This is a genomic window from uncultured Thiodictyon sp. (assembly GCA_903837595.1).
Classification (GTDB): Bacteria; Pseudomonadota; Gammaproteobacteria; order Chromatiales; family Chromatiaceae; genus Thiodictyon.
Map to the genome: position 1 here is coordinate 1 of CAILVI010000416.1, position 23,068 is coordinate 23,068.

Here is a 23,068-nt window from a genome sequence, read left to right on the forward strand (position 1 = left end):
CACCAAAGTACACGCCTAGACGGCTGTCTGGCAAGGGGTACCTGAACAGTTACGAATCGGGAAGGTTGGAGTTTTTCGGTCGATTGGTGGGCAGATGCAACCGAGCGCCAAATGCTCATGTCTTTTCATTCGATCACATATCGAAAAAGGGGCGTTTCTTGCGCTGATGGCCTTTTGTGAAATCTATGCCCTGACTATGGCTCGGGGCCAGCATACCGCTTTTTTCACACGACCGGAGTAACAGGATGGCCTTGACCAAAGCCGACATAGCAGAGCACCTGTTCGAGGAGCTTGGGCTCAACAAGAGTGAGGCCAAAGACCTTGTCGACGGATTTTTCGAGGAAATCCGCAAGACCCTGGAGCGCGGCGAGGAGGTGAAGTTGTCCGGATTCGGCAACTTCGAGCTGCGCGAGAAGAAAGAGCGCCCGGGGCGCAATCCGAAGACTGGAGAGGAGATTCCGATCACGGCCCGTCGGGTCGTGACCTTCCGGCCCGGGCAGAAGCTCAAGGCGCGGATGGATGCCTTGGGTGGGCAGGCGCCGGCCGGTGTCGACGGTGTTGCGTCCAGCGAAGGCCCCGCCGTTACCTGAAAACGTGATGCTTCAGAGGGCTCCGGTCAGCAACGCAGAGTGCATGGGCTGAGGCTTGCCCGCCACGGCGGACGGCAGAGACTGGCCGGAGTCGGGGCGCTGACTCTGGCACAGTGGGGGGAACTGTGCCCAAGTGAGGGCGCCGACTCCGGGCGCAGTGGGGGAACTGGCCGAGTCCAGCCGGACGATCAAATACCGCGATAGAGCTGCGAGGCGTTCTCGTTGAAGGCGCGGGCGATCCTGTCGGCGACCGCCAGGTCTTGCGCAATGCTGTCGCGCGACGCCGGCTTTGACGGCCGCGCGGTCCGGGACTGCTGGGTGGTACGTGAGTCGCGCGAGTGGATCGGGTAGGTGTGCATGGTTGGTCTCCTGACGCTGTCTTGGCGTGATCAGGGCGCGGTTGATCGCGACCTTGGGCACAGCGTAAGGGAGGGCTGTTAGACAAAGCCTGAGTGGGGCTGTCAGCGGATGGTCAGATGGGGATGTGGCGGTGTAAGCAGGGCCTGCGATGCCTTGGAGCCACCCGACTCGCGCGAGTTCGACCGCCGGGGTTTCTGGTGCAGAGGGGGAGCTAGGTTGAACCTAGCTTTACAACCGCCGCCGCGACGCCATGACGCTTGACGAGGTAGAGAAGATTGGGATTTGAGTTTCCACCTCAGGTTGGTATCAAATGCCATTTAGATTTAGTCGTTTACCCTCGGTTCTAGATTCTGCAAGGCACTCAACTTTTCTATGTCGCGTGCAATGATGTTTTCAGCACAGGCGCGGCAGTAGTGATCCCAGCTCCGTCTGTTTCGTACTTTCAAGCGCACGTCACCCTTTTCTATTCGATGCTTGGCGTTCGCCTGGCAGTTGTGCGCCTTGCCAGCAGTATCTACTGCAACCTGAACAACGAGAGACTTAATCGCCATTAAATACCTCCTGCACGGCGGCGGCCAAGATATTCTCGAATTCTTCATCAATCTGATCTAGCTCGGCTCGCGTGAACTCATGTCGTTGTCCATTGGTACGCCCAACAACGGCATTTACCTGTCGATCAATTGCTGACTTCAGAACAATCAGGTTGTCGCGATCACTCCGTCGCCTGTCAAGTTCACGACCAGCAGGATTGATGCCGCGCTGATTTAAAATACGTGCCGATTCGTTACGCACGCGCATATCAAGGCCACTACGCAACGCTTGCCGTTGTGCTACCCGTGTCGTCGGTATTGGTTGCAGCGTTTCTCTAGCGGGATCGAAGTCTCCGGAGATGATTCCGCGCTCTTGCAGAAGCCGAATTGCCGCTGCCGCGTCCTCTTCCAGTAGATGAATTTCCTCGAGTTGAATTTCAGACTGAGCCCGCACTTCCATCTCATCGCCATGCCGCTGAACAGGCGTAATCTCGCGATCGCCCTGCGGGTTGGCAGGGTCTAGGCCTTCTAGCGGAAGAAGTTGATCGAAATAGGCTTGGTCTGCTTCGCTATATTGCTGAAAGTCACCCCATCGCCGCGCGATATTCGCTCCAGCGTGGAAGACGACGACCCCTTGATTTGCTACGTGCCCCGGCGCGTTCTGTTCGATTACACGCATGATACGGCCCACGAATTGCACGAAAGGCGACAGGTTGCTGAAGATGTTTAACACTGCCGCAACAGCTAGGAAGGGATGATCGAAGCCCTCCCCTAATTTCCGCACTTGAACGATGACATCAAGCTCGTTGTTGTCGAGCCTTTCCATGATACGATTATTTGCTGCGCCATCCTCGCGAGAATGAACGTAACCCGCCCTTAACCCCCGCGCAGTGAACGCCTCGACAATCTGACGGCAATGCTCAAAGTTGAGAGCGGACGCGATAATCTTAAGTCTTCGTTCGCCGGTTTCTGAGCGGAGGCGGGTGAGTTCACGTATTGACGCGTCAACGATGGTGTTCAGCGTTTCAGTCGACGTGACGATGCTGCGCCGAAAATCCGCCTCTGTTTCGCCGAGTCGTCGCACTTCGTCAAGACTGACTTCGATTTCCTGTGCATCCTCTCGCCGAACGTAGCGCAACGTACGCGGATTAAGCTGCACCGCTTTAAGTCTTTTGACGAAGCCTTCCTGAATTGCACGAAAAATCGGATAAGAATAAAGTACGCGACCGGCCATAGTTTGGCCATCTGCACGCAGTGGTGTCGCGCTGAAATTAACGATCCGCGCATTTGGGAAGCGCGCCTTCAGTGTTTCCCAACTTTCCGCGACGCTATGATGTCCCTCATCAAACAAGATTAGGTCGAAGTAGTGAGATGGCAGCGTTTGCAACCACCGATTGGCATCACCCTGAAGTTGCTGAATGTTTGTGATAACGACATGCGCTTCGTCCATATCCGCACGGTTTGTTGTGGTACCGCGAATCTCTACGGGTTCCGGGTATGGTCCTCCGGTTAGCACCTGACACTTTTGGTAAAACATCTCAGGATTGCTAGGATTAAAGTCAGCAGCTAATTGACCTGCTATACGAAGACCTGGCGCGACTACAAGAGCGCGCTCTGAGCGGAAAGCAAAAGGTGCAAGCGTAATGCAGCCCGACTTGCCACAACCTACCGGAAGCACGATACCAACTTCGCGCTCCGTTTCCGCCGGGTTACTCGCATAGTCAAGTAGGGCTCTGTACGTCTCGCGCTGTGGTGTACGGATACTCGGGTTGCTTCCGACATTTGGTTGGCGGGTCTGAAAGGGACTTTCCATATATTTTCTCTTTTTCTTTGTGTTATGAGAAGGAGCAGTCACCGGAGGACCGGGATCGAAGACGCCAAGCCGGCCCAAAATTCCAGCAGTTGCAACAGGCCATCGGCGCCGACCACCGCCACGCCGAGCCTCGGGGGCCTGTGGTTTGGAGGGCGACCATCGAAGCCCAACCCGGCAAGAATCTCCATCACCGCACCCCCCAAAAAATATTACGCGTCCAAACTCGCGCGGGAGACTTTTCCGCGCCAGAGGGATCATAAACGCATTTCTTGCGTTTCTCAAGAGGAAAATAAAAATACGCGTCTAGACTCGCATAAGCTGTTAGTTGATGTGCTGCAGAAGTAAGACTAAGATACAAGTCAAGTTGACGATCAGGACAACTTAAGGCGAGGTATGCATCAAGACCTGTACATACCTTTCACGTTGAGCATGTAAGGTAGAAGGGTATTGAAGGCAGATTGGATAGCAGCGGAGCAACTGATGCTTGCCGGAGACTGGCGACCGGACTACCACCTTTCCCGCGCCGCCTGGCTCGGCCGGCACGCAGGTGCTTGGGCGCCGCTTGGGCGCTGCCTGGACGGGTGGCGAGTCAGCAGCAACCCGGTGTCGAGCGGCTACGACCCGCGCATCGAGCGTGCCCCTGTCTATCGGCTGCGCCACATCGAGCCCATGGACCTGCGCACCGAGGTCGAGCACTGGCTGCCCCCGCTGGTCGCGGACGAGGCGTTCTGCGTACAGCCAGGGGATGTCCTGGTGCGTCGGGTCGGCAGCGTGGCTGCTGCGCTGGTCGGTGAGCGCCATCGCCGTCACCCGGTCGATGGCAATCTCGGCATCGTGCGCGGCCTGGCGCCCGCGCTGGCTTTATGGGCCGCTTACTGCCTGAACCAGCCCCATTACCGTGAGTACCTGGAGAGCGAGCCTACCATCGGCGCCCTGGTGCGGGTGGGGCTGCGCCGCATGACCGAGATGCCCCTGGCGCCCCAGCCCGAGGGCATGGACCCTCTGGCGCGGGACTGGTTTCAGGCCCTTGATCGGGACACCCAGGGCCTTGAGCAGATCTACCGCTTGAGGCAGGAGGTGGCGGAATGGACCGCCGACCTGGTGCCCGATCTCTACCCTTCGATGGACTCACCACCGGAGGGTGCGCGCTGGGCCTGGTTCAGTCCCCCGGACCTGGAGGATCAGCTTAACATGGCGCTTTGCGAACAGCGCCGCGCCGCCCGCGCCATGGTCGAGTCCGGGGTCGGAGTACCGATTGGCGCCCTTGCGCAAGTTTCCCCCCGCGCGCCCAAGGCGGGTGATCCCGCGGTGTGCCGCGTACTGCGCATCGGCGACCTGGACCGGCAGTTCGGCTACGACGAGTGTCTCCCCGCGTGGGACGCGATGGCCTGGCGCAGCCAGACGCGCGCCGTCGCCCGCTTCGACGTGCTGGTCTCCACCTTTGCCGTCGACCCCAAGGTCGCCTTCGTCGACCGACCGACCGATGCGTGTGTCCTGCCGAGCGAGCAACTGGTCACCCTCTGCTTCCACCGTCACCAGGGGGCCTACGCCCTGCTCATGGAATCGCCCTTGGTACAGTCCCAATGGGTGCGTCTGGCGACCGGCGCGGGGCAGCGTTTCGTCCAGCCGGGTCTGGTCGGGCGGGTCGTCCTGCCGGTGCCCGAGGAACGGATGGCCGCAGACTGGCACCACCGCCTGGCAGATGTCTTGGCCAAGCGACGGGACGCCAGACGCCAGATGCGGGGGATGCTGGACGAACTCGGCCGGCTGTACCGGGACATCCACCCGGACGATCACGTGGGGCAAAGGGAGCCGATCGAATGAGCGCCATGGACGAGCTATCACGGGTGCGTGCCGACTTAAGCGTCGGCGAGCGGACCCTGGACGATCTCTGGAACGACCGGCCACTGCTCTGGCAGGGGCTCGCCTGGAACCGGGCTCAGTTACGCCTCTGGCTGCTCAGCCTGCCGGACATCAAAGCGCGGGATGCCGAGACGGACAATCCGACCTACCGGCGTTCGATCGGCGAGACGGCCAGGTCTTCAGCCTGGAGCGGTGCCTCCCCCAATGGTGGCCTGGGCGGCGACTTGGGCGACGTCCTCGTCGAGGTTCTGACGGCGCTGGGAAAGCCCGCCCCGCTGGCCCTGGTGCGCACCAAGCTGCCCCCTGGCCTGGTGGCGACTGAACCCATGATCCGTGCCGCCGTCCAGGCACACCCGCGGCTCCGGCTGACGGGTCCCCTGATCGGGTTGATCCATTAACTCCATCTATTCGCAAGAAACGAGTCCGAACAGGAATTAGAGCAGCATGTCAACGATGGATAAGACCCTCGACACCCGCTATCAGCAGCTACGCAGCGGCTACTCGGACTTCGCTTCCGATCAGTTACTGGAAACCGGGCACGACTTTCTCGCCGCCGGCCTGGTGTGGGGTGAGGTCCAGGGCAACGCGACCCCGAAGATCCTGCTCGTGGCCCTGGAGCCCGGCCACTGGGAGCTTTCTGAGCCGGCCCGCCTGGACGAACTGACGATCGGCCTACTGACCAGACTGACCGACTTGTCCGGTGACGAGTGGCCCGTCTTCGCCCACCTGAAGGACGAGGCCAACGAGCAGCGCTTCGCCCTGCTCGGTGCCGACGGCACCGAGGGGACCCATGGTGTGGACGAGATTCCCAGCCTGGAGGTCATCCGCGACCATGTCCGCCTGCGCCGGGATCCCACCTTTAAGTGGTCCATGCAGACCTACACCCAGCTCATGCACCAGCTCGACGCCTTCCACGAGCAGGTCTTCCAGACCGTCAAGGACCGGGTGTCGGACAAGAACGACATCATCGAGGAAGTGGCCAAACTCCTGTTCCTGGAATCCTTCCGCTGCCATCACGACCCGGCGCTGACCTTCGACGACCAGGGTCAGCGACTCAATTTCCGGGAGGTCTTCAGCGCCCAGTACGTCAAGGACCATGGCGCCGAGGCCGTGACTCGCATTCAGGCCGCCTTCGACCAGTTCAAGGGCCACCCGGACTATGTGGTCACGGCCGACGACGGCATCGCGAGTCCCATCTTCGACGACAAGACCTTCCTGCGTCTCGCCCAGCCGAGGAACTACATCTTTCTGCTGAATGCCATGCAGGACCTGGGTCCGGTGACGGACAACGAGGGCAAGGTCCTGAAGGCGGCCGGCACCCTGGCCGATGTCTCCGGCGACGTACTGGGACGGGTCTTCGATGTTTTCCTGCGGGCCAACTTCGAGTCCAAGGGTGGGCTTGGGGTCTATCTCACACCTAACCCGGTCAAGCAGGCCATGCTGGACATCGCCTTCCACGACATCGCCCAGGATCAGGAGGCGATCCAGGAACTGGTGGCCGGCGCCTTCCGCTTCTGCGACCCGACCTGCGGCAGCTACGGCTTCGGCTCGGTGGCCTTGAGCCGCCTGCGGGCGCTGATCCAGCAGGAACTCCCGCTCGCCGACAGCGAGAAGGAGCAACTCTTCCAGCACACCGTCGAGCAGGGATTCATCGGCGCCGACTCGGCGCCGCGCATGGTCATGCTGGCCCGGGTCAACATGGCACTCCAGGGCGCCACCAAGGCCAAGATCTTCTACACTGAGAATTCGCTCAGTTCCCGCGCGCTCAAGCCCAACAGCATCAGCCTGATCTGCACCAATCCGCCCTTCGGCACCCCCAAGTTCCGCGCGGACCGGCAGGGGCAGGCATCCAAGGAGAACTACGAGACACAAATGGAGCAGATCCTGGGCGGCTTCCGGCCTGCCGAGCTGGTGGTTGCCGATTACAACGCCTATTATGACTATGCACGCATGGAATGGGTGGACACCGGCGACCTGTACCAGGATGCCGACGGAAACCCGATCTGGGCCGGCTACCGCACCGACCTGCGCAATTGCTCCACCGGCAAGAAGCCCCGCTATGAACTGCATCCCAGCACCGGCGGTCTGGCCCTAGGCAGCAAACCGGACAACAAGGGCAATTGGAAGCAGGTCAAGGGTGGCTCCATCGACCCCGCCGTGCTCTTCATCGACCGCTGTCTCCAGTTGCTCAAGCCCGGCGGCCGGCTCCTCATCGTCCTGCCGGACGGCATCCTCTGCAACTCGGGCGACCGCTATGTGCGCGAGTACATCATGGGCCGCAAGGACGAAGAGACTGGTGACTTCGTGGGCGGCAAGGCCATCGTCAAGGCGGTGATCTCGCTGCCGGCCGATACCTTCAAGCTCTCCGGCACCGGGGCCAAGACCTCGATCCTTTATCTGCAGAAGCGCCGGGCGGCCAAGGATGATCCCAACCGCTTTCTGCCTGAGCAGCAGACCGATGTCTTTATGGCGGTGGCGGATACATTGGGCTATTTGGTCAAGAACAATGTCGAGGACTACTCGGCGGGGGTGGCGAATGATCTGGATAAGATCGTCGGGGCGTATCGGAGGGGTGAGTGATGGTGATGCGTGTCGTGCTCGACACCAACGTACTGGTCGCCGGCCTTCGCAGTCGCAACGGAGCGGGGTTTCAGATCCTTTCCATGCTTCCCGAGCGGCGGTTCTTGCCGCTCCTCTCGGTGCCGCTGGTGCTGGAATATGAGGCGGTATTGAAGCGCGACCAGCAGATATCGGCACATGGCATTTCACCCGGGGACATCGATGCACTGTTGGATGTCTGGATAGCCTGTTGCGATCCGGTGCGCCTTTACTACCTCTGGCGTCCTCAACTTTCTGATAACGACGATGAGATGGTATTGGAGACAGCGATCAACGGGCGCGCCAACGGCATCGTCACTTACAACCTGAGGGATTTCGATCCGGCGGCGCGGAAGTTCGGTCTTTCCGTCTACCGGCCTGCGCATTTTCTCGACACCTTGAGGCAGCGTATATGACGCAATATGCTTTCACTCTACCCGATTCGCTGCTTGACGCTGCCCGCAAGGCCGCGGAACGCGACGGCACCACCCTGGATCAGTTGCTCGCGCTGGCTATCGCGGAAAAGCTTTCCGCGCTGCAAACCGAGGAACTGCTGATCGAGCGGGCGCGGCGGGCGGATTTCGACCGGTACCGCGAGGTGCTGGCAAAGGTACCTGATGTTGTGCCTATGCCGGGTGATGAACTCGGAGTGGACCATGTCGGACGTTAGCTTGAACCGGAGACGAGCCGAAGCATTCGGAAGGCGCCGATCTTCATTCCGCCACAAGCGATGGGGATGAGGGCGTGACCGAGGCGACAAGAGTTCAGGAAATCAAATATCTAATCGGGGCGCGCCCACTTGTTTATATCACGAGTACATGTCGGAGACTTGGGCCATCGATTGGATAGCTCCTTCTACAATCCACGTTTGATGGCGATATCTAAGCGGATTACCGACGCATTCGAGAGCCGAACACTGGACGAATTGGTTGATCCGGGCAGGCGTATTACGAATGGGGTGCGTGGTCCAGACTGGCAGGATTCGGAATACAAGCTCATTCGTCTCCAAGACTGCAAGGATTGGGTAGTCGATGCTGCTAACGCCGCATCAATTTCACTTGAACAATTCCAGGAGAACCGGCGCTGCAAACTGGAGCCAGAAGACATCGTAGTCGCAATAGGTGGCTATGTGGGCAACGCTGCGGTGTTCTTGGACGGTGCTAAGGCGGTTATCGGCCAGCATAGTGCGGTTCTTCCGGCAAGAAGGAACGGTCCAGCGGATAGTAGATTTCTCCTTACATACTTGAACTCGTATTACGGTGAAGCGCTATTCCAGCGCTTTGTATCCGGCACGGTTCAGCCAGGTGTGAACTTAGAGGATCTACGTGACTTGCCTGCGCCTTTACCGCATAACGTCGCGCAAAAATATATCGGCAATAAGGTCCGCCAAGCCGAACGGATGACCGATTGCGCGAACAGTCTGGCTGTCTCTGCAAATGCCCTTGTCGACTTACTCGTCGCTGGTGATCTACGCGAGTCACAACTCGTCGCGGCTCAGCAGGCTCTAGAGGCGGGGGACGACAGTCTCGATCGCGCCGTCTTGGAAGGCGTTCGCAGCTATGACATCGGCAATGGTGACGGCCCCCGCCTAAAGACGTTCGCCATCCGTGTGACGGCGACTGACCTACTGTCTCGAATGAATGCCGAAACCTATGCGCCTCACTATTTGGAAAGCAGTCGAAAGCTAAATAGATCACCGCTCGATATCACGGGACTGGGCGATCTGGTATCCAAACCGATCAACAATAGCATTCGAGGGGTGGCGGACGCCCTTGACGTCGCCGGGGCCGATATCCCCATGTTTCGACCGGCGGACATCGCAGATGGTGTTGCCAATTTGGTGACGGCGCCACGCATCACCCGTGATTTTGAAAAAGAACATGAGAAGTCCAGAGTCTATCCCGGTGACCTCGTCTTGGGGATCGCTGGATCGGTTGGGGTGCTTGGTCGGGTCCCAGCAGGTATCGAATATGGGAATATTAACGGCTCGTCCGCACGGATCGCGACGCGCTCAGATCAAAGAAGTGCCTACCTCCTTGCCTATCTACAGTCCTCATGCGGCCAGTCCGAATTGCTCCGATATTCGGTGGGGTCGGTTCAAAAGCATCTGAATCTTGAAGACCTGCCCTTGGTGCGAGTTCCCAAGCTCAAGGAGCCGGCCGAGCGCTATATCGGAGAGAAGGTCCGTGAATCCGAGCAGCGCAGGGCTTGGGCCAAAGGACTGATTGCCGTGGCGAAAGCCCTCGTCGAATCCCTCATCGACGGCCAGCTCACTGAGTCACAGCTCATCGAGGCCCAGCAGGCACTGGATGCGGGCGACGACAGCCTGGACCGGGCCATCCTGGCACGGTTCAAGACGGATGGGATCGATGGCACCGGCGAGCCGCTCTTCCAGGACCTGGATCAGCTCTACGACGTGTTGAAGCGCGCGACGGAGGAGATGACGCACGATGACGATTGACCAGCCGAATTGTCCACTCTGTGGTGGTTCTCGTACTCAGGGGCGTACCACCTTTACTGCCGAGTTGGGTTTCGGCGTGGTCGTGGTGCGGCATGTGCCGGCAACGGTCTGTGACCAGTGCGGCGAGGAGTGGCTCGACGACAGCGTGGCCGAAGCCCTGGAGTCGGTCATTGCCGCGGCGCGCGCCAAGCACGCCAACGTGGAGGTCACGGAATGGCGGGGCCGGGCGGCCTGAACCGTTTCTCCGGTTCCGCTCGGGAATGAGAAAGGCGAATATTTTTAGCGTTTGAATGCGAGGCTGATCAGCGATGAATTTTCCGGAGCTTGAGCGAATCACCATCGATCCCCGTGTCATGGGCGGCAAGCCATGCATTCGCGGGATCAGGATCACCGTCGGTACCATCACCGGTTTACTCGCATGCGGAGAGTCGGTCGACAGCGTGCTGGAGCTTTATCCGAGCCTCGAACGCGAGGATATCTACGCCGCCCTGGCCTACGCGACCTGGCGTGCCGAGGAATATGATCTGGTGCTCAAGGCGTCATGAACGTCGTGTTGGACATGAACATGCCGGAAATCTGGGAGCGATTTCTGAGCGCGGCCGGTCATTCCGCCATCCACTGGAGCCGGATCGGTGACATTCGTGCGGAGGACGCGGACATAATGGAATGGGCGCGCACAAACGACCATATCGTATTGACACATGATCTGGATTTTGGGTCTTTGCTGTTTCTGACGAATGCCACGGCACCGAGCGTCATTCAGGTTCGGGCCGAGCACATATTGCCGAAATTCCTGGGGGCGGCGGTGCTGGAGGCTCTTGATGTCACTGCGCCGATGCTCGAGTCGGGCGCCTTGGTCACGATCGATCCCCGTCGGCATCGTATCCGGCTGTTGCCTCTGAGAGAGGGCATGATTCGGTGAGCGGGTTCACTGATTGCCAACTGGAAATTGAGCACGAGGGACGGCGGACTTGACGCTCACGACTGTGGAGACTGGAATGAACGCTGAAACCGAACGTACTGCCCGGCGCTTTCTCGAACGAGTCCGGGAGCGATACGACGTAACCGGCGCGGTGCTGTATGGCAGCCGGGCGCGTAAGGATTCGGGGCGGGACAGCGATGCGGACCTCGCGGTGCTGTTGAACGGTCCGCCGGGTAATCGCATCGACACCGCGGTCGTGATGGCGGGGCTCGCCTTTGATGTGATGTTGGAGACCGGCATTCTGGTGGACCCGTTGCCGCTGTGGGATGAGGAGTGGAGTCACCCGGAGCGATTCGCGAACCCGGCCCTGATCGCCACTATTCAACGCGATGGAGTGCGGTTATGAGTTTGATCGTTGCGTTCGGGCAGACGGATCTGTTCCGATGATGACGCTAAATATCAAGCCGCTGCGAACCCTTTTCAGGTGCGGCACCTGCCAGGCTGGCGACCCAGGGCTTGATCCATTGCTCGCGGGTCTGGTGCATCCGGGGGGGGACGGGGCCCGTTGGGTCCTGAGCCGGCGTTTGTTGGCTGTCCGTGACCAACTCTCGACGGACGACGAGACGATCGCCGCCATCTTGGCCCGGGATGGGGTGCTACGCTCGGCGTGGGCGCGCATTCTGGCGGCGCGTTGCCGGGAGGCCGCGGAGTTGTCCGACCCAGGTTCACTGGTACAACTGGTGACCCGACTGAAGGGGGCGGCCGGCTGGGTGGAGACGGCGATGGTGCAGCAGTCGTTGGCCCCGACACCCGCGGTCGTCATCGAGCGCGAGCTCCTGGGCGCGCCCGCTGAGCAGGCGCGCGCGACGCCGGGCCTGGTGCGGGCGATGGCCGCTGCCAGTGTGCTGGACGCCTGGCGGGATGAACCCCTGCCGCTGCTGTCCACGATCGACGGTACGGGCGAGCGCGTAGACGACAACTGGTGTGCCGGGCGACTCCTCGCCCTCCCGGATGCGGCCGGGTGCGCCGCCGACCCGCAATGGCTGCTGTCGGGTGTCTGGCCTGGCGCTGTCGATCGCGAGGCCCTGGACGCGTTACGCAACTGGGTCCTTCCCAATCCCTGGCCGCTGTTGCTCGCCGTCATCGGCTATGTCCAGGAGACCTGGGCCGCAGAGGGGCGCGGTGGATTGCTGCTGGAGCTGCCCCAGGGGCAAAGCCCCCATCACCCGTCCGAGGTCCAGGTGCTGGTGGCGGGTGCCGATGGTGCGGAGGTGCTGTGCGGGTCACTCGGGGGGCTGGTGCTCGGACTGCTGCGCCGCCGCGGGATGCGATTCTTCCCCCGGGAGCCCGACGAGGCAGCGCTGAACGCACTGTTGTCGCCGCTGATCGGCGAGCTGCTGCGCCGTCGGGTGTGGCACTTCCACGAGGCCCTTTCGGGCCAGCAGGGCCAGTACGGATTAAGCCCTGGGTTCTCGGACGCCTGCTATCGGATCAGTGGCACCCGCAGCCTGGGACGCAACGCCCGCGCCCTGCGCAGTGCCATCCGTGAGCAGGCGCAGCTGTGGCGACTCGACTGGCAGGGGCGGGTTGACAACGCGTTTTCAGGGTCGTTACGCGCGGCGGGGACTGCATCATGACTGAGGTGAAAGAAATGGATCTGACGGCCGATTACGTGACCGGTCTGCTGGAGCAGCACCGGTGGGCCGCGACCGGCGTCTCCGATTACCCACCGCGGGACCCATTGGTGGGTCAGAGCCGCTTTTTCCGTCGCTACAAGACGTTTGTCCGGACGGTGGACCAGGACCAGGATCGCTTTGCCCACGTCTTCGCGGTCGAAGGGGAGTGGGGCCGGGGTAAGTCGCGACTCGGATACGAGTTGATCGCCCAGATCAACGATTGCTCCCGGGGCTGGTATGTGCGTGATGAGACGGGCCAGTTGACGGATGCGAGCCTGTTTGACAGCGCCCAACGCCGCGACGAATACCTGGGGCTCTATATCCGTTATTCGCAATTGGCGAGCGACTACCAAAGCTCGGACAACTGGTTCAGCTTCGGGCTCTACAAGGCGCTGTTGCCGCTGGCGACCAAGGCGTTCGACGGCTCCATCCAGAGCCGCATCGCGGCGCAGACGTTGCGGCGGCTGGAGCCGGAGGGGTTCGAGCCGGCTCGGCTCGGGGAGCTGTTGCAGGTCGAGGCCCGACACTCCGATGAGGATTTGTACTGTGATCCTGTGCTTGCCACCACCCTGGTCCAGTCGGCCTATGCGTATCTCGGACAGTTCGGCATTCGCTATGTCTTGATCGTACTGGACGAACTGGAGACCGTCGCGGAAGCGGCCACCTTCGGGCTGGAAGCGGATCAGGAGAATCACCTGGACGGTCAGGCGATCCGGTTGATCGGCAAGGCGATCAAGGAGGAGGATCCGCGGGCCAAGTTGCCCTGGCTGCGTTATGTCGCCCTGTGCTCGCCGCTTTTGGGTCAGCAGTTGCGCGAGATTCAGTCGGTCGCACGGCGCTTTGAGCTGGCCGAACTTGAGTCGAACGCCTTTGCGGACGTCTCCGATTACGTGATCGAACTCAAGTCTGCCAAGCGGCTGGCCTTCGACTATCCCACCGGTCTTGTGGAGGCCGCCTATGCTATGAGCGGCGCCAACTTCGGTTGGTTCAACGTGGTGATGGCCAATGTCGATGCGGTGCTGGGGCAGTTCCTCGCAGCGGGAAAGGAGATCCCAGAGACCGGGGAGGTTATCGCGGCCGTGCTGGACAGCTCTGGGCGGGTGGCGAGCCATGTGCTGGACTACAACGCCATCGAGGGCATCGATACCAAGGACCAAACCCTTCTGGGTCTGGCACGTCGGCTCCTCTTCGGTCAGTTACCGATCGCCCTGACGGGCTGCCCGCCGCGGATGCCGGAGCTTCTGGAGCATCGCAATGAATATAGCGAACCAATTGCGAGCCGCTATCGCCGGGTGCTCTGGGATCGGATCGACTGCCGGCGCGCACTGGAGGAGGCGAAGTTTCAGCGCGATAAGGACGAGTGGGTCTATCCCGGCGTTGAGCAGGGGCTCAACCTCAATGCCCTGCTGGCGAATCTGCGCACCTTCGCGATCGTGGAGTCCGACCCTCGCGCCTTGTTGATCCCGCTTGCCTTGGTCGAATTCAAGCACCTGGTTGGCCTCATCTACAACCATCCGGCAGCGGAGTTTGCCGCCGATGCGCTGTGGCAGAAGCTGGTGGGTGCCGAACGGGAATTGCCGCCCGAGGAGGCGACCCACATAGGCCCGAGCGTGGCGATGCTGTTACGTCTTGATCTGCGCTACCGCAGGCAGCAGCACAACTCCATGATCTTTCGCGACCCGGGCCTGGCTGACGCCCATGCGGGGGCGATGCGTGACTTCGAGTCCGCCTGCCGAACGGACCGCGAATTGCGGGCGCGCACCCGGCTGACGGGTTTGTTCCGACTTCTGGATCGCAATTGGCAATATTCGGAGCCAGCCTTTCCTAACCGGGAGGGTCTGACCATCCAACAAGCCCAGCGTGGACGCGGCCGTGGTGGCAAGGGCCGGCTGCTGTTCTGCGATGGACTCAAGCTGCATCCGGACGGCCAGGCCTGGTTTGCCTGGGTCGGCAGCAACGCTGAACTCGTGAGCCTGCATGCCCTGGTGCGGAGGATTGGTGCGGAGTCGGGGCGACTGCCGGTCATGGCGTTCACGGGGTCGCTGGGGGTCCTGGAGTACTACGAGAAGGGCGGCTTCGATGACCCTTCGACTCGGGGTAAAAGCGACATTCTGCTCTATTACCTGAACAGCTCCGAGCTGGACGTCATGGAGCGCATCGGTCTGCTGCCCGAGCAGGCGGCGGGTCTGGAGATCAAGGATGAGACCTTTACCAGCAGGTTTAAGGCCCGTCTCAACGCCATTCGGGAATTCGCCTACCAGGCCATCCATCGCTGGCGCCGCGAACTGGACCGACGAGGGTTGATCGCCTGGCCGCTGCGCCCTGGCGGTAAGCTCAACTCAGAAGATCGGGATCTGTTGTTCAAGGCTTGGAAGCTGTTTGCCATCGAGCAGCCCAAGCTCTGCGGGCTACATGCAATCACCCCGGAGCACGGTATCGATGCGGAGTCTCTGGCGGGGCTGTTCGCGCGTCTGACCTTGAGCGATCAGCAGCTCGGGCAGGGGTTCGGCAAGGACGAGCACGCGGGTCTTTTTATCGATCTCGATCAGCCCGGGCAGGCCCAGGCGCGATTCCCTGCATTTTTGACCTGGATGGCCGATCCGAGCAAGCCGCGCTCCTGGACTCTGGAGAAGGCCCGCGCCGAATGGTATTGGGGGCATCTCGCGACGGTCACCGGGCTCTCGACCAAAGGGGTCTTCGAGGATTGGATGTGGTGGTGCGCGAGCCTTCATCTGTTGAAGCCGCAGGACGACAGCGCCAGAACGCCCCACTGGATTAAGGTCGGGCGCCCGGAGCTGGCGAACCGACTCCAGGAGGCGGAAAACTGGCTCGATGGCCCGGCGCCGGACGGCTATCGGGAAACGGTGAAGGTGCTCGATCGGGTCTTCGGGAGCGATCAGATTCCGGGTAAATTCGCGCCCAAGGGGGCGGCGGTTCCGGGGGTCCAGACGGTCGAGGCGCTGGAGTATCTGGCGCGGGCACACGAGCTTATGGACACCCTGACGACCGAAGAGGAGGCGCTGACCGAGGTCGCGAAGAACGACACGCTGTGCCAGCGGTTGCCCTCAGTCGTGCGGGCGCGCCTGGAGATGTTGGCGTCGATCGATCGCGTCAGGCCCCAAGAAACGCCCAAGATCGGCATCGACAACGTGCGTACATTGGGATTGGATGATCCCTCCCGGTCACTCTATGAGCGCGTCGAGCAGGCCCGGTTGTTCGCCGAGCGGGTCGTGAGTGCCGGCGGGACTATTTCCGACCAGGTGAACCGTCGGATTGCAGAGATCGAGGCGGACCCCGACGCCGATCCGCCCTTCCCGCGGCGCCTGTTCACGCTCTCGCTGGAAACCATTCGCAACATCCTCCAGGGCGCCCTGGAAAATGCGACCGACACCGACACCCAGAAGGAGGAGGACAGCGCCGGCACCGAGACGCTGCGTCATTTCCTGCGGGCGCTCAAGCTCGATAAGGCCGCGGAGCGGCTGGATTTGCTTGCGCGGGAAGTGGGCGTGGACTTGAGGAGTGGTCATGCGCGCCCCTTCCTGGAGGTCGACGGGCACATCCTCCACGCCTACCGGCAGCTCAAAGACCGCTACAAGACGGCCAGCGACCTGACCGCGGAGGTGAGCGAGCGCATCGGTAACGCCCAAGGTGCGCTGGAGCCGCTTCCCCCAGATTACGCGCAAGTGGATCATCCGATCCTTCTGGAGCAGCTTCTGGACCAGTTAGGCCGGGTGGAAGAGAGCTTCGACGAGCTGGAAGAGCAGGTCGATGAGCAGCGGGCGCGGATGCGGCTCCAAGCGCGCAAAGGGCAGTTCTCGGCGTTCCGCGATATCCCCGAGTCGATGGTCAAACCCATTCATACCAGGGCCGCGGTGCTCGGGGGTCGGCTCCAGAGGATCGAGAACGAGATCCAAGCCTACCGTGCCGCGAAGGTTCAGGCGGCCAACGGTGGCTTGCGTAGGCTGGTCAACCCACTGCTCAAAGCGACCGGACAGGGCGAGATTCCACCGGTCACGGTCGAGGGGCTGGAGGCACTCTCGCTCCACGACATGAACGTGGAGCTTGACCTATGGCTGCAACAACTGGCTGGGCAGGCCGGGCAGGCCCTCGCCGGGTCAGTCCCACTCGAGCGGTGGCGCGATATCGCCGAAGACTTACTCGCTGGGCGTGAGCCCGTCATGACGGATGCGGAGCGCGACGGGCTCGTGAAGCGACGCATCCTCCAGGTCCGTATCGCTTTCGGGGACGGTCCATGAGGTTCTACCTGGACAGCGGCCTGGAGCGCCACCGACGTGGCCGCTTCTTGACCTCGCTCGTGGGCGCCGAGAGCACGCTGGATGGCACCCCTGAATCTGGCGTTCTGTTGGCGATCGGCAAGGATTTCCAGGTCGGTCCGGATGATCGGCGGGAGGCCTTGACCGATTGGACCGCCCGGCCGGGGCGCACCCTTCTGCTGTTGCCCCCCTACGCCGAGGGGGCACTCTGGTCCGGCTTGGACTGGCAGCTGGCCTTCCGCGAGACCAAGCCGGAGCCGAACGGCGCGCGTATCCCAGACCTGCTGGTCGATGAAGTGAGCTACATGATCGTCGGCAGGGATGGCGATCTTGACCGGGAGGCAGGCCACCGCTGGACCGATGGCACGGTCAACACCCGCTATCTGAAGACCCACTCCGGATCCGGCGTCTTTGCTGCCACCTCTCTGCCGCTATGGTCCATCGCACTGCTCGACGAGGCAGGTCCTGTCAAAGCCTGGCTTGACGCCTTGCACGCTCATACCGGGCCAGCGGAGAGCATTGCCTTGCCGGCTGGTCCAACAAGAGCAGGGCAGGCCCTGGGTAAGGATGCGTTCGGGGTCATGGTCTGTCTTTACGGCTACGGAACTGCCGATCCCGACGACGTGATGCAAAGGGTAGAGGCCGAGGTGTTCCCAGTGGTCGCACTCGGGCGCGAACAGCTCGACGGGATCATGAGCCGATTGCGGGGGGCCGACTATGTCGATCAGACCGGCCTGACGGATGCGGGTCTTCAAGCGCTCCGGTCCTCGCCCTATTGGGGGTTTGCCGAGCGTTTGCGGGAGGTGATCACATGACAGGCAAGACCCTGGCCCAATCACTGGCGATCGAGAGCCAGATTCGCCTGCCCGGCTCGGCCGGGCGCATCCTTGCGCAGATCCGTGATATCGAATCGGTCGCGCCGCTGTTCCGTGACGCCGGGTTGGTACGCGCGGTGGCACGACCCAGCGTCATGGATTTGACTGTTTCGGGGGTGGCGACCAATTCGTCGATCAAGAAGGCGCTGGGCGGATTCATCTATGCGTCAGCCGGTGTGCGAATCGACATGCAGATCCGGCAAAACCAGCTTAGTACGCGCGGCGGTGACTCCGTGGCAGAGATGGACGACATCGATTTCGAGGCGCATCGCAAACGCCTGGAGCTGATCGAGATGCGCCACGGCTACCGGTTGGCGGAGCGGCTTCTTGAGGTGGCCGATCCTTCAGCCCTTATCCTGCTCGATACCCCACTGTTTATCGACCGGCAGATGGTCCCCCGGGAGCGCGACCGGAAGCATTGGGTGGAGTACGAAAAGACCCGCGAACTGATCGCCGCCTTTTGGGATAGGTACCGCGGCAACCTCTTTCCGTGGGACCCGCGCGGGCCGATCCTGGCCAGCATCGTTGCAGAGCGATTCACCGCCATCGTCAGCATTGCCCGCCAGGACCTGCGAAGCGGTGACGGACGCCGCGCGCTCTTGACCAGCGACGGCTACGATTCCGAGCGGATGCGGGGCATCGAGGGGCTCGATGACAAGCTCTCCGGAATCGGCGACCAACGATTCGTCAACGGTATTCTCGGGGCCTTCACTCGTACCATGGCGTTTCGCGTTTCAGAAGGGCAGAGCCGGATGGAACCAAGGGAGGCGGCCGGTCCCGGTGTCGTTGGGTTTCACTTCAAGGGCGGGCGTGCGAGCACGATCCAAATGGTTCAGTTGACGGGTGATGAGCCCGATTGGAACAGCGCCATTCTGGACGAGGTGGCCTGGAAGCTGATGGTTCTTGACATGCAGAATCGCCGTCAGGCCCGCCCAATCCCCCAATTGCTCGCCGCTGAGCAACTGCGCATCCTTGATCAATTCGCAGGCTTCTACCGTCAAGGGCTAAACGATGCGATGAAGAGCAACGAGATCGAAGACACCTGGCTCGGTGGTCTGGACCTGGAGGATTGAACGATGCGACACAGTGTGCTCGGTAAGTTGGTTGGAAACACTGGGGAGCCTGGCAAGCTCACCATGGTGGTGAACGGGTCCTTCTCGGTACGCCGGGGGGAGTTTGTGCGCATCCTTCATCAAGAGCGTCAGGACGAGCCAGAGGCGCCAGTGCTGGCCCGCGTAACCCGCATCCACCGCTCCAATATTCTCTTCAACTCCGGGCTTGGGGATGCAGTCACCGAGCTGGAACTGCTGCCGGGGGCTAGCGTCACCGGAGAGCACCTGTATGCGAATCTGGAACTGGTGGGGTATCGAGACCCGATCAGTCGCCAGATTCGGATTCCGCGGCGACCGCTTGACCCGGGTGCCGCCGTCGAGACCGTAGACTTCCAATTCCTGAGCGATTTCTACCAATTTAACGAGCACACAAGTCTGCACCTGGGAAACCTGGTCGGCTACGAGCAAGGCGAGAACCGTGTGCCCGTCTACATCGACGTGAACAATTTGGTCACCGAGCACTTGGCAGTACTGGCGATGACCGGCTCGGGCAAGTCCTATACGGTAGGTCGCATCATCGAGCGGCTGGTCGCACTCAATAACGGGTCCGTCGTGGTCTTCGACCCTCATGGCGAGTATGGCCGCGCCATGGCGCAAGGTCGGCTGACCTTCGCAGAACTCGATGGGATCGAGGACCCCCGCGATCGTCAGTCTATCGCCCAGGTCAGGGAGATGCTGGTGCGGCTTCAGGAGGCCGATGCGGGTATCCAGATCTATACCCCTCAGCACGAATCCTTTCGTTACAAGTACGCCGGCAAGAACCGGGTCCTGGCATTGCAGTTCGACCGCTTCGAGATGGACGAGGTGACGGAGATCCTGCCTGGACTCACGGAGCCTCAGCAGCGGGTGCTCGATGTCGCGTTGCGCTATTGGCGTCAGACTGACAAGAGCGAGCCGCGAGACATCAACCGGCTCCGTTATCTGCTGGGTGAAGGCATGGAGGAGATCAAAGGTTGGGACGATCTCACGGACGCGGAGGCGAACGCACTCAGCAGCCGTAGCGCCGCCGTGGCGTCCATGAAGCTGAACCGGGTCTTGAACGAGGCCCAGAGTTTTTACTCCGCGACCATGGCCGAGCCCACGGATATCTACCGGATGATCGGGCGGCCTTCGAACCGTAAGGGACGACTCGTCGTGGTGGACCTTCAGGGCTTGAGTGACACGGCAAAGCAGGTCGTTTGCGCACTGCTGTCCAGCGAGATCCTGCGCGCAGCATCAAGCAAGAACGATCCCTTGAGGCCCTGTTTCGTGGTCTACGAGGAAGGACACAGCTTTGCCCCGGCAGACGGTAAGGCAGTAAGTCATCGGGTGATCAAGAAAATCGCTGGGGAGGGGCGAAAGTTCGGCGTCGGCTTCTGCATCGTCAGCCAGCGCCCTTCCAAGCTGGACGCCGATGTGACGTCTCAATGCAATACCTTGATCGCCATGCGTCTAAAGAATCCGGACGATCAGCGCTTTATCGCTAAGGCATCGGACATGGTAAGCAAAGCGGACCTGGACGAGCTACCGAGTCTCTCGACGGGGGAGGCACTGGTCTGTGGGCGCTCCATCCCCGCGCCGCTCTTGGTTAAGGTGGGTTCCAAGGCGCTAGTGCATGGTGGGGAGTCTCCGCAGGTCCTGAACATCTGGGACAGCTTTCATGAATGACGCGCTGTATCGAATTCGAAGTGCGCTCGAAGGCGGGTTTATCGCGCAGTCCTACCCGGTGCTGGCTCAGCCCGGTGTCAGGGATGAGGACATGTTGGTCCACAGCCTCGGATGCAGCCTATGGACGACCCTCGGCCACGACCTGGGCTTCTCGGCGGTCGTGGAGGCGCCGGCACCGTCAGCCTCTGGCGCCGACATCAGGTCCGACTCCGCCTGGTTCACGCGTGGCGATTGGCGGCCAGTCGTTCTCGTAGAATTCGAGCGATTCGAGGGCGGCGAGCGCGGCCAGTCTAAGCTGCTGGCGAAGCTGCAGAACCTCATGGAGGCGGCGTGGCGCTGGGGTACCGATCCACGCCTCCTGGTGCTATCGGCTTGGAGCAAAGGGGTTGTCAACGCCCCACGGACCGAGGTGTTCAGGGAACTACTTCGGAGCGGGTTCAGAAACGCCGCGGGTGTCAGGGTGCCTGGGTACCAGGATCTGCCATTGTTGGTCCACCGCCTAATCCTTAATTCGGGTGGTACCCGCTTGCTGAGCCTCGACAGGAGTCTGCTGGAGGAGATTTGGTGAAGTCCCAGAGCGCCCATTTCCTTCCCGGGGTCAACAAACGCCTCGGTCAGAAATACCTGTTGTTGGAGAGTCTTGGCGACGGCACCCATGGATGGGTCTGGCGCGCCGAACGTCTTTCCGACGGCGAAATCGTGGCGGTAAAGGTTCCGAAGCAACTATCCAGGGAAGATCGGTCGCTGGCGGAAGGGCTGGAGCTCAAGGGGATCGAAGGCCACCCGAATGTCATCAAGATTTTCGACATGGGTAGGGTGCCGCCAGAAAAGGAATGGTATGCGATCGAGATGGAGTATTTCCCGAGTGAGAGTCTTGCCCAGAAGCTTGAGCATCGCAGCCATCATTTCGGGAATACCTATCAGCGGTTGTTCAACATTTACGGCCAAGTCCTGGACGCGGTCGAGTTCCTGGCGTCGCTAGACCCGCCGGTTTCCCACGGGGACATCAAGCCGCACAATATCCTGGTGGGTCAGTCCGACCTGGTGAAGCTGACTGATTTTGGAAGCTCGGCGCTGCCCGAAGAGATCTACCTGCGTACGCGGGAGAATGGGGGTACCGTTCTCTATGCGGCCCCAGAATTCTCCGACTGTGTATCGCGGAAAGGGAGTTTTCAGGAACTGTTGGCGGGCGACATCTATAGTCTTGGGGTCTTGCTCTACCAGTTGATGACGGGCCGCCTGCCTCATGACACCCAAGCGCAGGTTAGGCGTCACGCCACCTTTGCAAAGCCGCGAGAGATTAACGCGTCTATCTCTCCTGTGCTCGAACAGGTGATCCTTACGTGCCTGCGTCGCGCCCCTGCCGAGCGCTATTCTTCAATCGGGGCCTTGAAGGCTGCTTTTCGAGAGTCCAGCAGGCATCAACTAGAATTCATTCCTTCGGCCGACGTGCCTGCGGCTCCTGGTCAAACGACCGACTGGTCCACGGAAGTGATCTCAGCGATGGAAGTCGGTCATTACGACCGAGCCGCAAGGATCGCCGCATCGGAGCACGCTCGCTCTGGCGACATGAATGCCGTGGCCTTGCAGCTTCATGCGCTTTTTCGTCACAGGCGGTGGTCCGATTTCACCAAGGCATTCGAGTCTACTCCGGAAATCGTCCTGCTTGCCGGCAACGAAGGTCAGGCAATGCGACTCCAGGCGATCAAAGTCTTTATGAAGTTGCGGGCACTCGACAAGGCCAATCGATTACTCAACATTGCCCGGGAGCAAGGCGAGATGTCGATGGAGCACCGGCTCTGCGAGGCATCGATTGCCGGAATTCGCGCCGATTATCCAGCGGCGCGCTCAGGGCTTGAAGAGTTGAATCGAGCCTACCCCAGAAATCCTGAGATCCTCGTGCGATTGATCCAGGTCTGTGAGCAGCAAAGGGATTATGATGCCTCGGCTGGCTTTCTCCGTGCCGCCGTACGCCTCAACCCCGAAGACGAAGCGTTGGCTCAGAAGCGAAGGCGTTACGAGTTGCTTGGAGCTTGGTAACTGATGCGTGTTTACGTCGTGACTATCAGCAGAGCAATAGATGGCTTATACCGAAGCATTATTTCGCCCACACCAGGGATGGCCGATAACTCATTTTATGTGAAGTGGGGGGCAGAACAATGCGGGATCGGGCACTTAGAGGGTATAGACAAAATCAAGCCGTCGCCGTCAGCCGTCAACGCAAGATTCGTGCCTCAGCGAGCCAGACCCATGCTTCTGACACGGGCAGCAGACGATCATGGTGCATGATCAAGCGACGTGCGCGCTCGTTCCAGGCATGGGTCCGCTCCACAATCGTGTCCTTCCG

General features: G+C 61.1%; 20 protein-coding genes and 1 pseudogene. 18 read left to right on the forward strand and 3 right to left on the reverse strand.

Annotated elements, in window-relative coordinates:
• The first annotated feature begins 245 nt into the window (after positions 1-245).
• Positions 246-590, forward strand: coding sequence for an integration host factor subunit alpha (locus QZY44_RS24965; RefSeq protein ID WP_295454527.1), 345 nt, complete (start codon positions 246-248; stop codon positions 588-590).
• Between the two features lie 188 nt (positions 591-778).
• On the opposite strand, the gene QZY44_RS24970 is transcribed toward QZY44_RS24965, so the two are convergent.
• Both QZY44_RS24970 and QZY44_RS24975 read right to left on the reverse strand, forming a co-directional pair.
• Entirely contained in the window at positions 779-949 is a 171-nt protein-coding gene (locus QZY44_RS24970) for a hypothetical protein (RefSeq protein ID WP_295454529.1), read from the reverse strand.
• A gap of 541 nt (positions 950-1,490) precedes the next feature.
• Positions 1,491-3,293, reverse strand: coding sequence for a DEAD/DEAH box helicase family protein (locus QZY44_RS24975; RefSeq protein ID WP_295454531.1), 1,803 nt, complete (start codon positions 3,291-3,293; stop codon positions 1,491-1,493).
• A gap of 480 nt (positions 3,294-3,773) precedes the next feature.
• On the opposite strand from QZY44_RS24975, the gene QZY44_RS24980 reads away from it, so the two are divergent.
• The 17 genes from QZY44_RS24980 (at position 3,774) to QZY44_RS25060 (ending at position 22,761) form a co-directional block, all read left to right on the forward strand.
• Complete coding sequence (locus QZY44_RS24980; protein WP_295454533.1) at positions 3,774-5,117, forward strand: hypothetical protein; 1,344 nt, start codon at positions 3,774-3,776, stop codon at positions 5,115-5,117.
• Between the two features lie 5 nt (positions 5,118-5,122).
• Complete coding sequence (locus QZY44_RS24985; protein ID WP_295454536.1) at positions 5,123-5,554, forward strand: hypothetical protein; 432 nt, start codon at positions 5,123-5,125, stop codon at positions 5,552-5,554.
• A gap of 46 nt (positions 5,555-5,600) precedes the next feature.
• A complete protein-coding gene (locus tag QZY44_RS24990; protein WP_295454538.1) occupies positions 5,601-7,736 on the forward strand; it encodes an N-6 DNA methylase in 2,136 nt (711 codons plus the stop codon).
• Complete coding sequence (locus QZY44_RS24995; RefSeq protein WP_295454540.1) at positions 7,736-8,170, forward strand: putative toxin-antitoxin system toxin component, PIN family; 435 nt, start codon at positions 7,736-7,738, stop codon at positions 8,168-8,170. The genes QZY44_RS24990 and QZY44_RS24995 overlap by 1 nt, the downstream gene beginning before the upstream one ends.
• Complete coding sequence (locus tag QZY44_RS25000) at positions 8,167-8,424, forward strand: hypothetical protein (protein WP_295454543.1); 258 nt, start codon at positions 8,167-8,169, stop codon at positions 8,422-8,424. Before QZY44_RS24995 ends, QZY44_RS25000 begins: the two co-directional genes overlap by 4 nt.
• 171 nt (positions 8,425-8,595) lie before the next feature.
• Entirely contained in the window at positions 8,596-10,215 is a 1,620-nt protein-coding gene (locus QZY44_RS25005; protein ID WP_295454545.1) for a restriction endonuclease subunit S, read from the forward strand.
• Positions 10,205-10,450 (forward strand): type II toxin-antitoxin system MqsA family antitoxin, encoded by a 246-nt coding sequence (locus QZY44_RS25010; protein ID WP_295454548.1) that lies wholly within the window; start codon positions 10,205-10,207, stop codon positions 10,448-10,450. Before QZY44_RS25005 ends, QZY44_RS25010 begins: the two co-directional genes overlap by 11 nt.
• A gap of 73 nt (positions 10,451-10,523) precedes the next feature.
• Positions 10,524-10,760 (forward strand): DUF433 domain-containing protein, encoded by a 237-nt coding sequence (locus QZY44_RS25015; protein ID WP_295454550.1) that lies wholly within the window; start codon positions 10,524-10,526, stop codon positions 10,758-10,760.
• On the forward strand, positions 10,757-11,137 hold the full coding sequence (locus QZY44_RS25020; RefSeq protein ID WP_295454552.1) for a DUF5615 family PIN-like protein: 381 nt from the start codon (positions 10,757-10,759) through the stop codon (positions 11,135-11,137). Before QZY44_RS25015 ends, QZY44_RS25020 begins: the two co-directional genes overlap by 4 nt.
• A 76-nt stretch (positions 11,138-11,213) precedes the next feature.
• On the forward strand, positions 11,214-11,543 hold the full coding sequence (locus QZY44_RS25025) for a nucleotidyltransferase domain-containing protein (RefSeq protein ID WP_295454554.1): 330 nt from the start codon (positions 11,214-11,216) through the stop codon (positions 11,541-11,543).
• A gap of 181 nt (positions 11,544-11,724) precedes the next feature.
• Positions 11,725-12,774: a hypothetical protein gene (locus tag QZY44_RS25030; protein ID WP_295454556.1), complete on the forward strand. Its 1,050-nt coding sequence runs from the start codon at positions 11,725-11,727 to the stop codon at positions 12,772-12,774.
• A complete protein-coding gene (locus QZY44_RS25035; RefSeq protein ID WP_295454558.1) occupies positions 12,771-17,069 on the forward strand; it encodes a hypothetical protein in 4,299 nt (1,432 codons plus the stop codon). Before QZY44_RS25030 ends, QZY44_RS25035 begins: the two co-directional genes overlap by 4 nt.
• Positions 17,066-17,902: a hypothetical protein gene (locus QZY44_RS25040; protein WP_295454561.1), complete on the forward strand. Its 837-nt coding sequence runs from the start codon at positions 17,066-17,068 to the stop codon at positions 17,900-17,902. Before QZY44_RS25035 ends, QZY44_RS25040 begins: the two co-directional genes overlap by 4 nt.
• Complete coding sequence (locus QZY44_RS25045; RefSeq protein ID WP_295454563.1) at positions 17,899-19,035, forward strand: hypothetical protein; 1,137 nt, start codon at positions 17,899-17,901, stop codon at positions 19,033-19,035. Before QZY44_RS25040 ends, QZY44_RS25045 begins: the two co-directional genes overlap by 4 nt.
• 3 nt (positions 19,036-19,038) lie before the next feature.
• Positions 19,039-20,721 carry a DUF87 domain-containing protein gene (locus QZY44_RS25050; RefSeq protein ID WP_295454565.1) on the forward strand — a complete coding sequence of 561 codons (1,683 nt, stop codon included), beginning with the start codon at positions 19,039-19,041 and terminating at the stop codon, positions 20,719-20,721.
• Positions 20,714-21,289, forward strand: a complete 576-nt coding sequence (locus QZY44_RS25055) for a hypothetical protein (protein ID WP_295454568.1) — start codon at positions 20,714-20,716, stop codon at positions 21,287-21,289. The genes QZY44_RS25050 and QZY44_RS25055 overlap by 8 nt, the downstream gene beginning before the upstream one ends.
• Complete coding sequence (locus tag QZY44_RS25060) at positions 21,286-22,761, forward strand: protein kinase (protein ID WP_295454570.1); 1,476 nt, start codon at positions 21,286-21,288, stop codon at positions 22,759-22,761. The genes QZY44_RS25055 and QZY44_RS25060 overlap by 4 nt, the downstream gene beginning before the upstream one ends.
• Before the next feature lie 175 nt (positions 22,762-22,936).
• On the opposite strand, the pseudogene QZY44_RS25065 reads toward QZY44_RS25060, so the two are convergent.
• Positions 22,937-23,068 (reverse strand): annotated as a pseudogene (locus QZY44_RS25065) (IS5/IS1182 family transposase); the annotation flags it as partial.

Bases quoted from the DNA above. Each gene is read 5' to 3' on its own strand.
- QZY44_RS25035 (WP_295454558.1), top strand. From the start codon at position 12,771: ATGACTGAGGTGAAAGAAATGGATCTGACGGCCGATTACGTGACCGGT.
- QZY44_RS24990 (WP_295454538.1), top strand. From the start codon at position 5,601: ATGTCAACGATGGATAAGACCCTCGACACCCGCTATCAGCAGCTACGC.
- QZY44_RS24975 (WP_295454531.1), bottom strand. From the start codon at position 3,293: ATGGAAAGTCCCTTTCAGACCCGCCAACCAAATGTCGGAAGCAACCCG.
- QZY44_RS25040 (WP_295454561.1), top strand. From the start codon at position 17,066: ATGAGGTTCTACCTGGACAGCGGCCTGGAGCGCCACCGACGTGGCCGC.
- QZY44_RS24980 (WP_295454533.1), top strand. From the start codon at position 3,774: ATGCTTGCCGGAGACTGGCGACCGGACTACCACCTTTCCCGCGCCGCC.
- QZY44_RS25055 (WP_295454568.1), top strand. From the start codon at position 20,714: ATGAATGACGCGCTGTATCGAATTCGAAGTGCGCTCGAAGGCGGGTTT.
- QZY44_RS24995 (WP_295454540.1), top strand. From the start codon at position 7,736: ATGGTGATGCGTGTCGTGCTCGACACCAACGTACTGGTCGCCGGCCTT.
- QZY44_RS25050 (WP_295454565.1), top strand. From the start codon at position 19,039: ATGCGACACAGTGTGCTCGGTAAGTTGGTTGGAAACACTGGGGAGCCT.
- QZY44_RS25010 (WP_295454548.1), top strand. From the start codon at position 10,205: ATGACGATTGACCAGCCGAATTGTCCACTCTGTGGTGGTTCTCGTACT.
- QZY44_RS25025 (WP_295454554.1), top strand. From the start codon at position 11,214: ATGAACGCTGAAACCGAACGTACTGCCCGGCGCTTTCTCGAACGAGTC.
- QZY44_RS25000 (WP_295454543.1), top strand. From the start codon at position 8,167: ATGACGCAATATGCTTTCACTCTACCCGATTCGCTGCTTGACGCTGCC.
- QZY44_RS25045 (WP_295454563.1), top strand. From the start codon at position 17,899: ATGACAGGCAAGACCCTGGCCCAATCACTGGCGATCGAGAGCCAGATT.
- QZY44_RS24965 (WP_295454527.1), top strand. From the start codon at position 246: ATGGCCTTGACCAAAGCCGACATAGCAGAGCACCTGTTCGAGGAGCTT.
- QZY44_RS24970 (WP_295454529.1), bottom strand. From the start codon at position 949: ATGCACACCTACCCGATCCACTCGCGCGACTCACGTACCACCCAGCAG.
- QZY44_RS25015 (WP_295454550.1), top strand. From the start codon at position 10,524: ATGAATTTTCCGGAGCTTGAGCGAATCACCATCGATCCCCGTGTCATG.
- QZY44_RS24985 (WP_295454536.1), top strand. From the start codon at position 5,123: ATGGACGAGCTATCACGGGTGCGTGCCGACTTAAGCGTCGGCGAGCGG.
- QZY44_RS25020 (WP_295454552.1), top strand. From the start codon at position 10,757: ATGAACGTCGTGTTGGACATGAACATGCCGGAAATCTGGGAGCGATTT.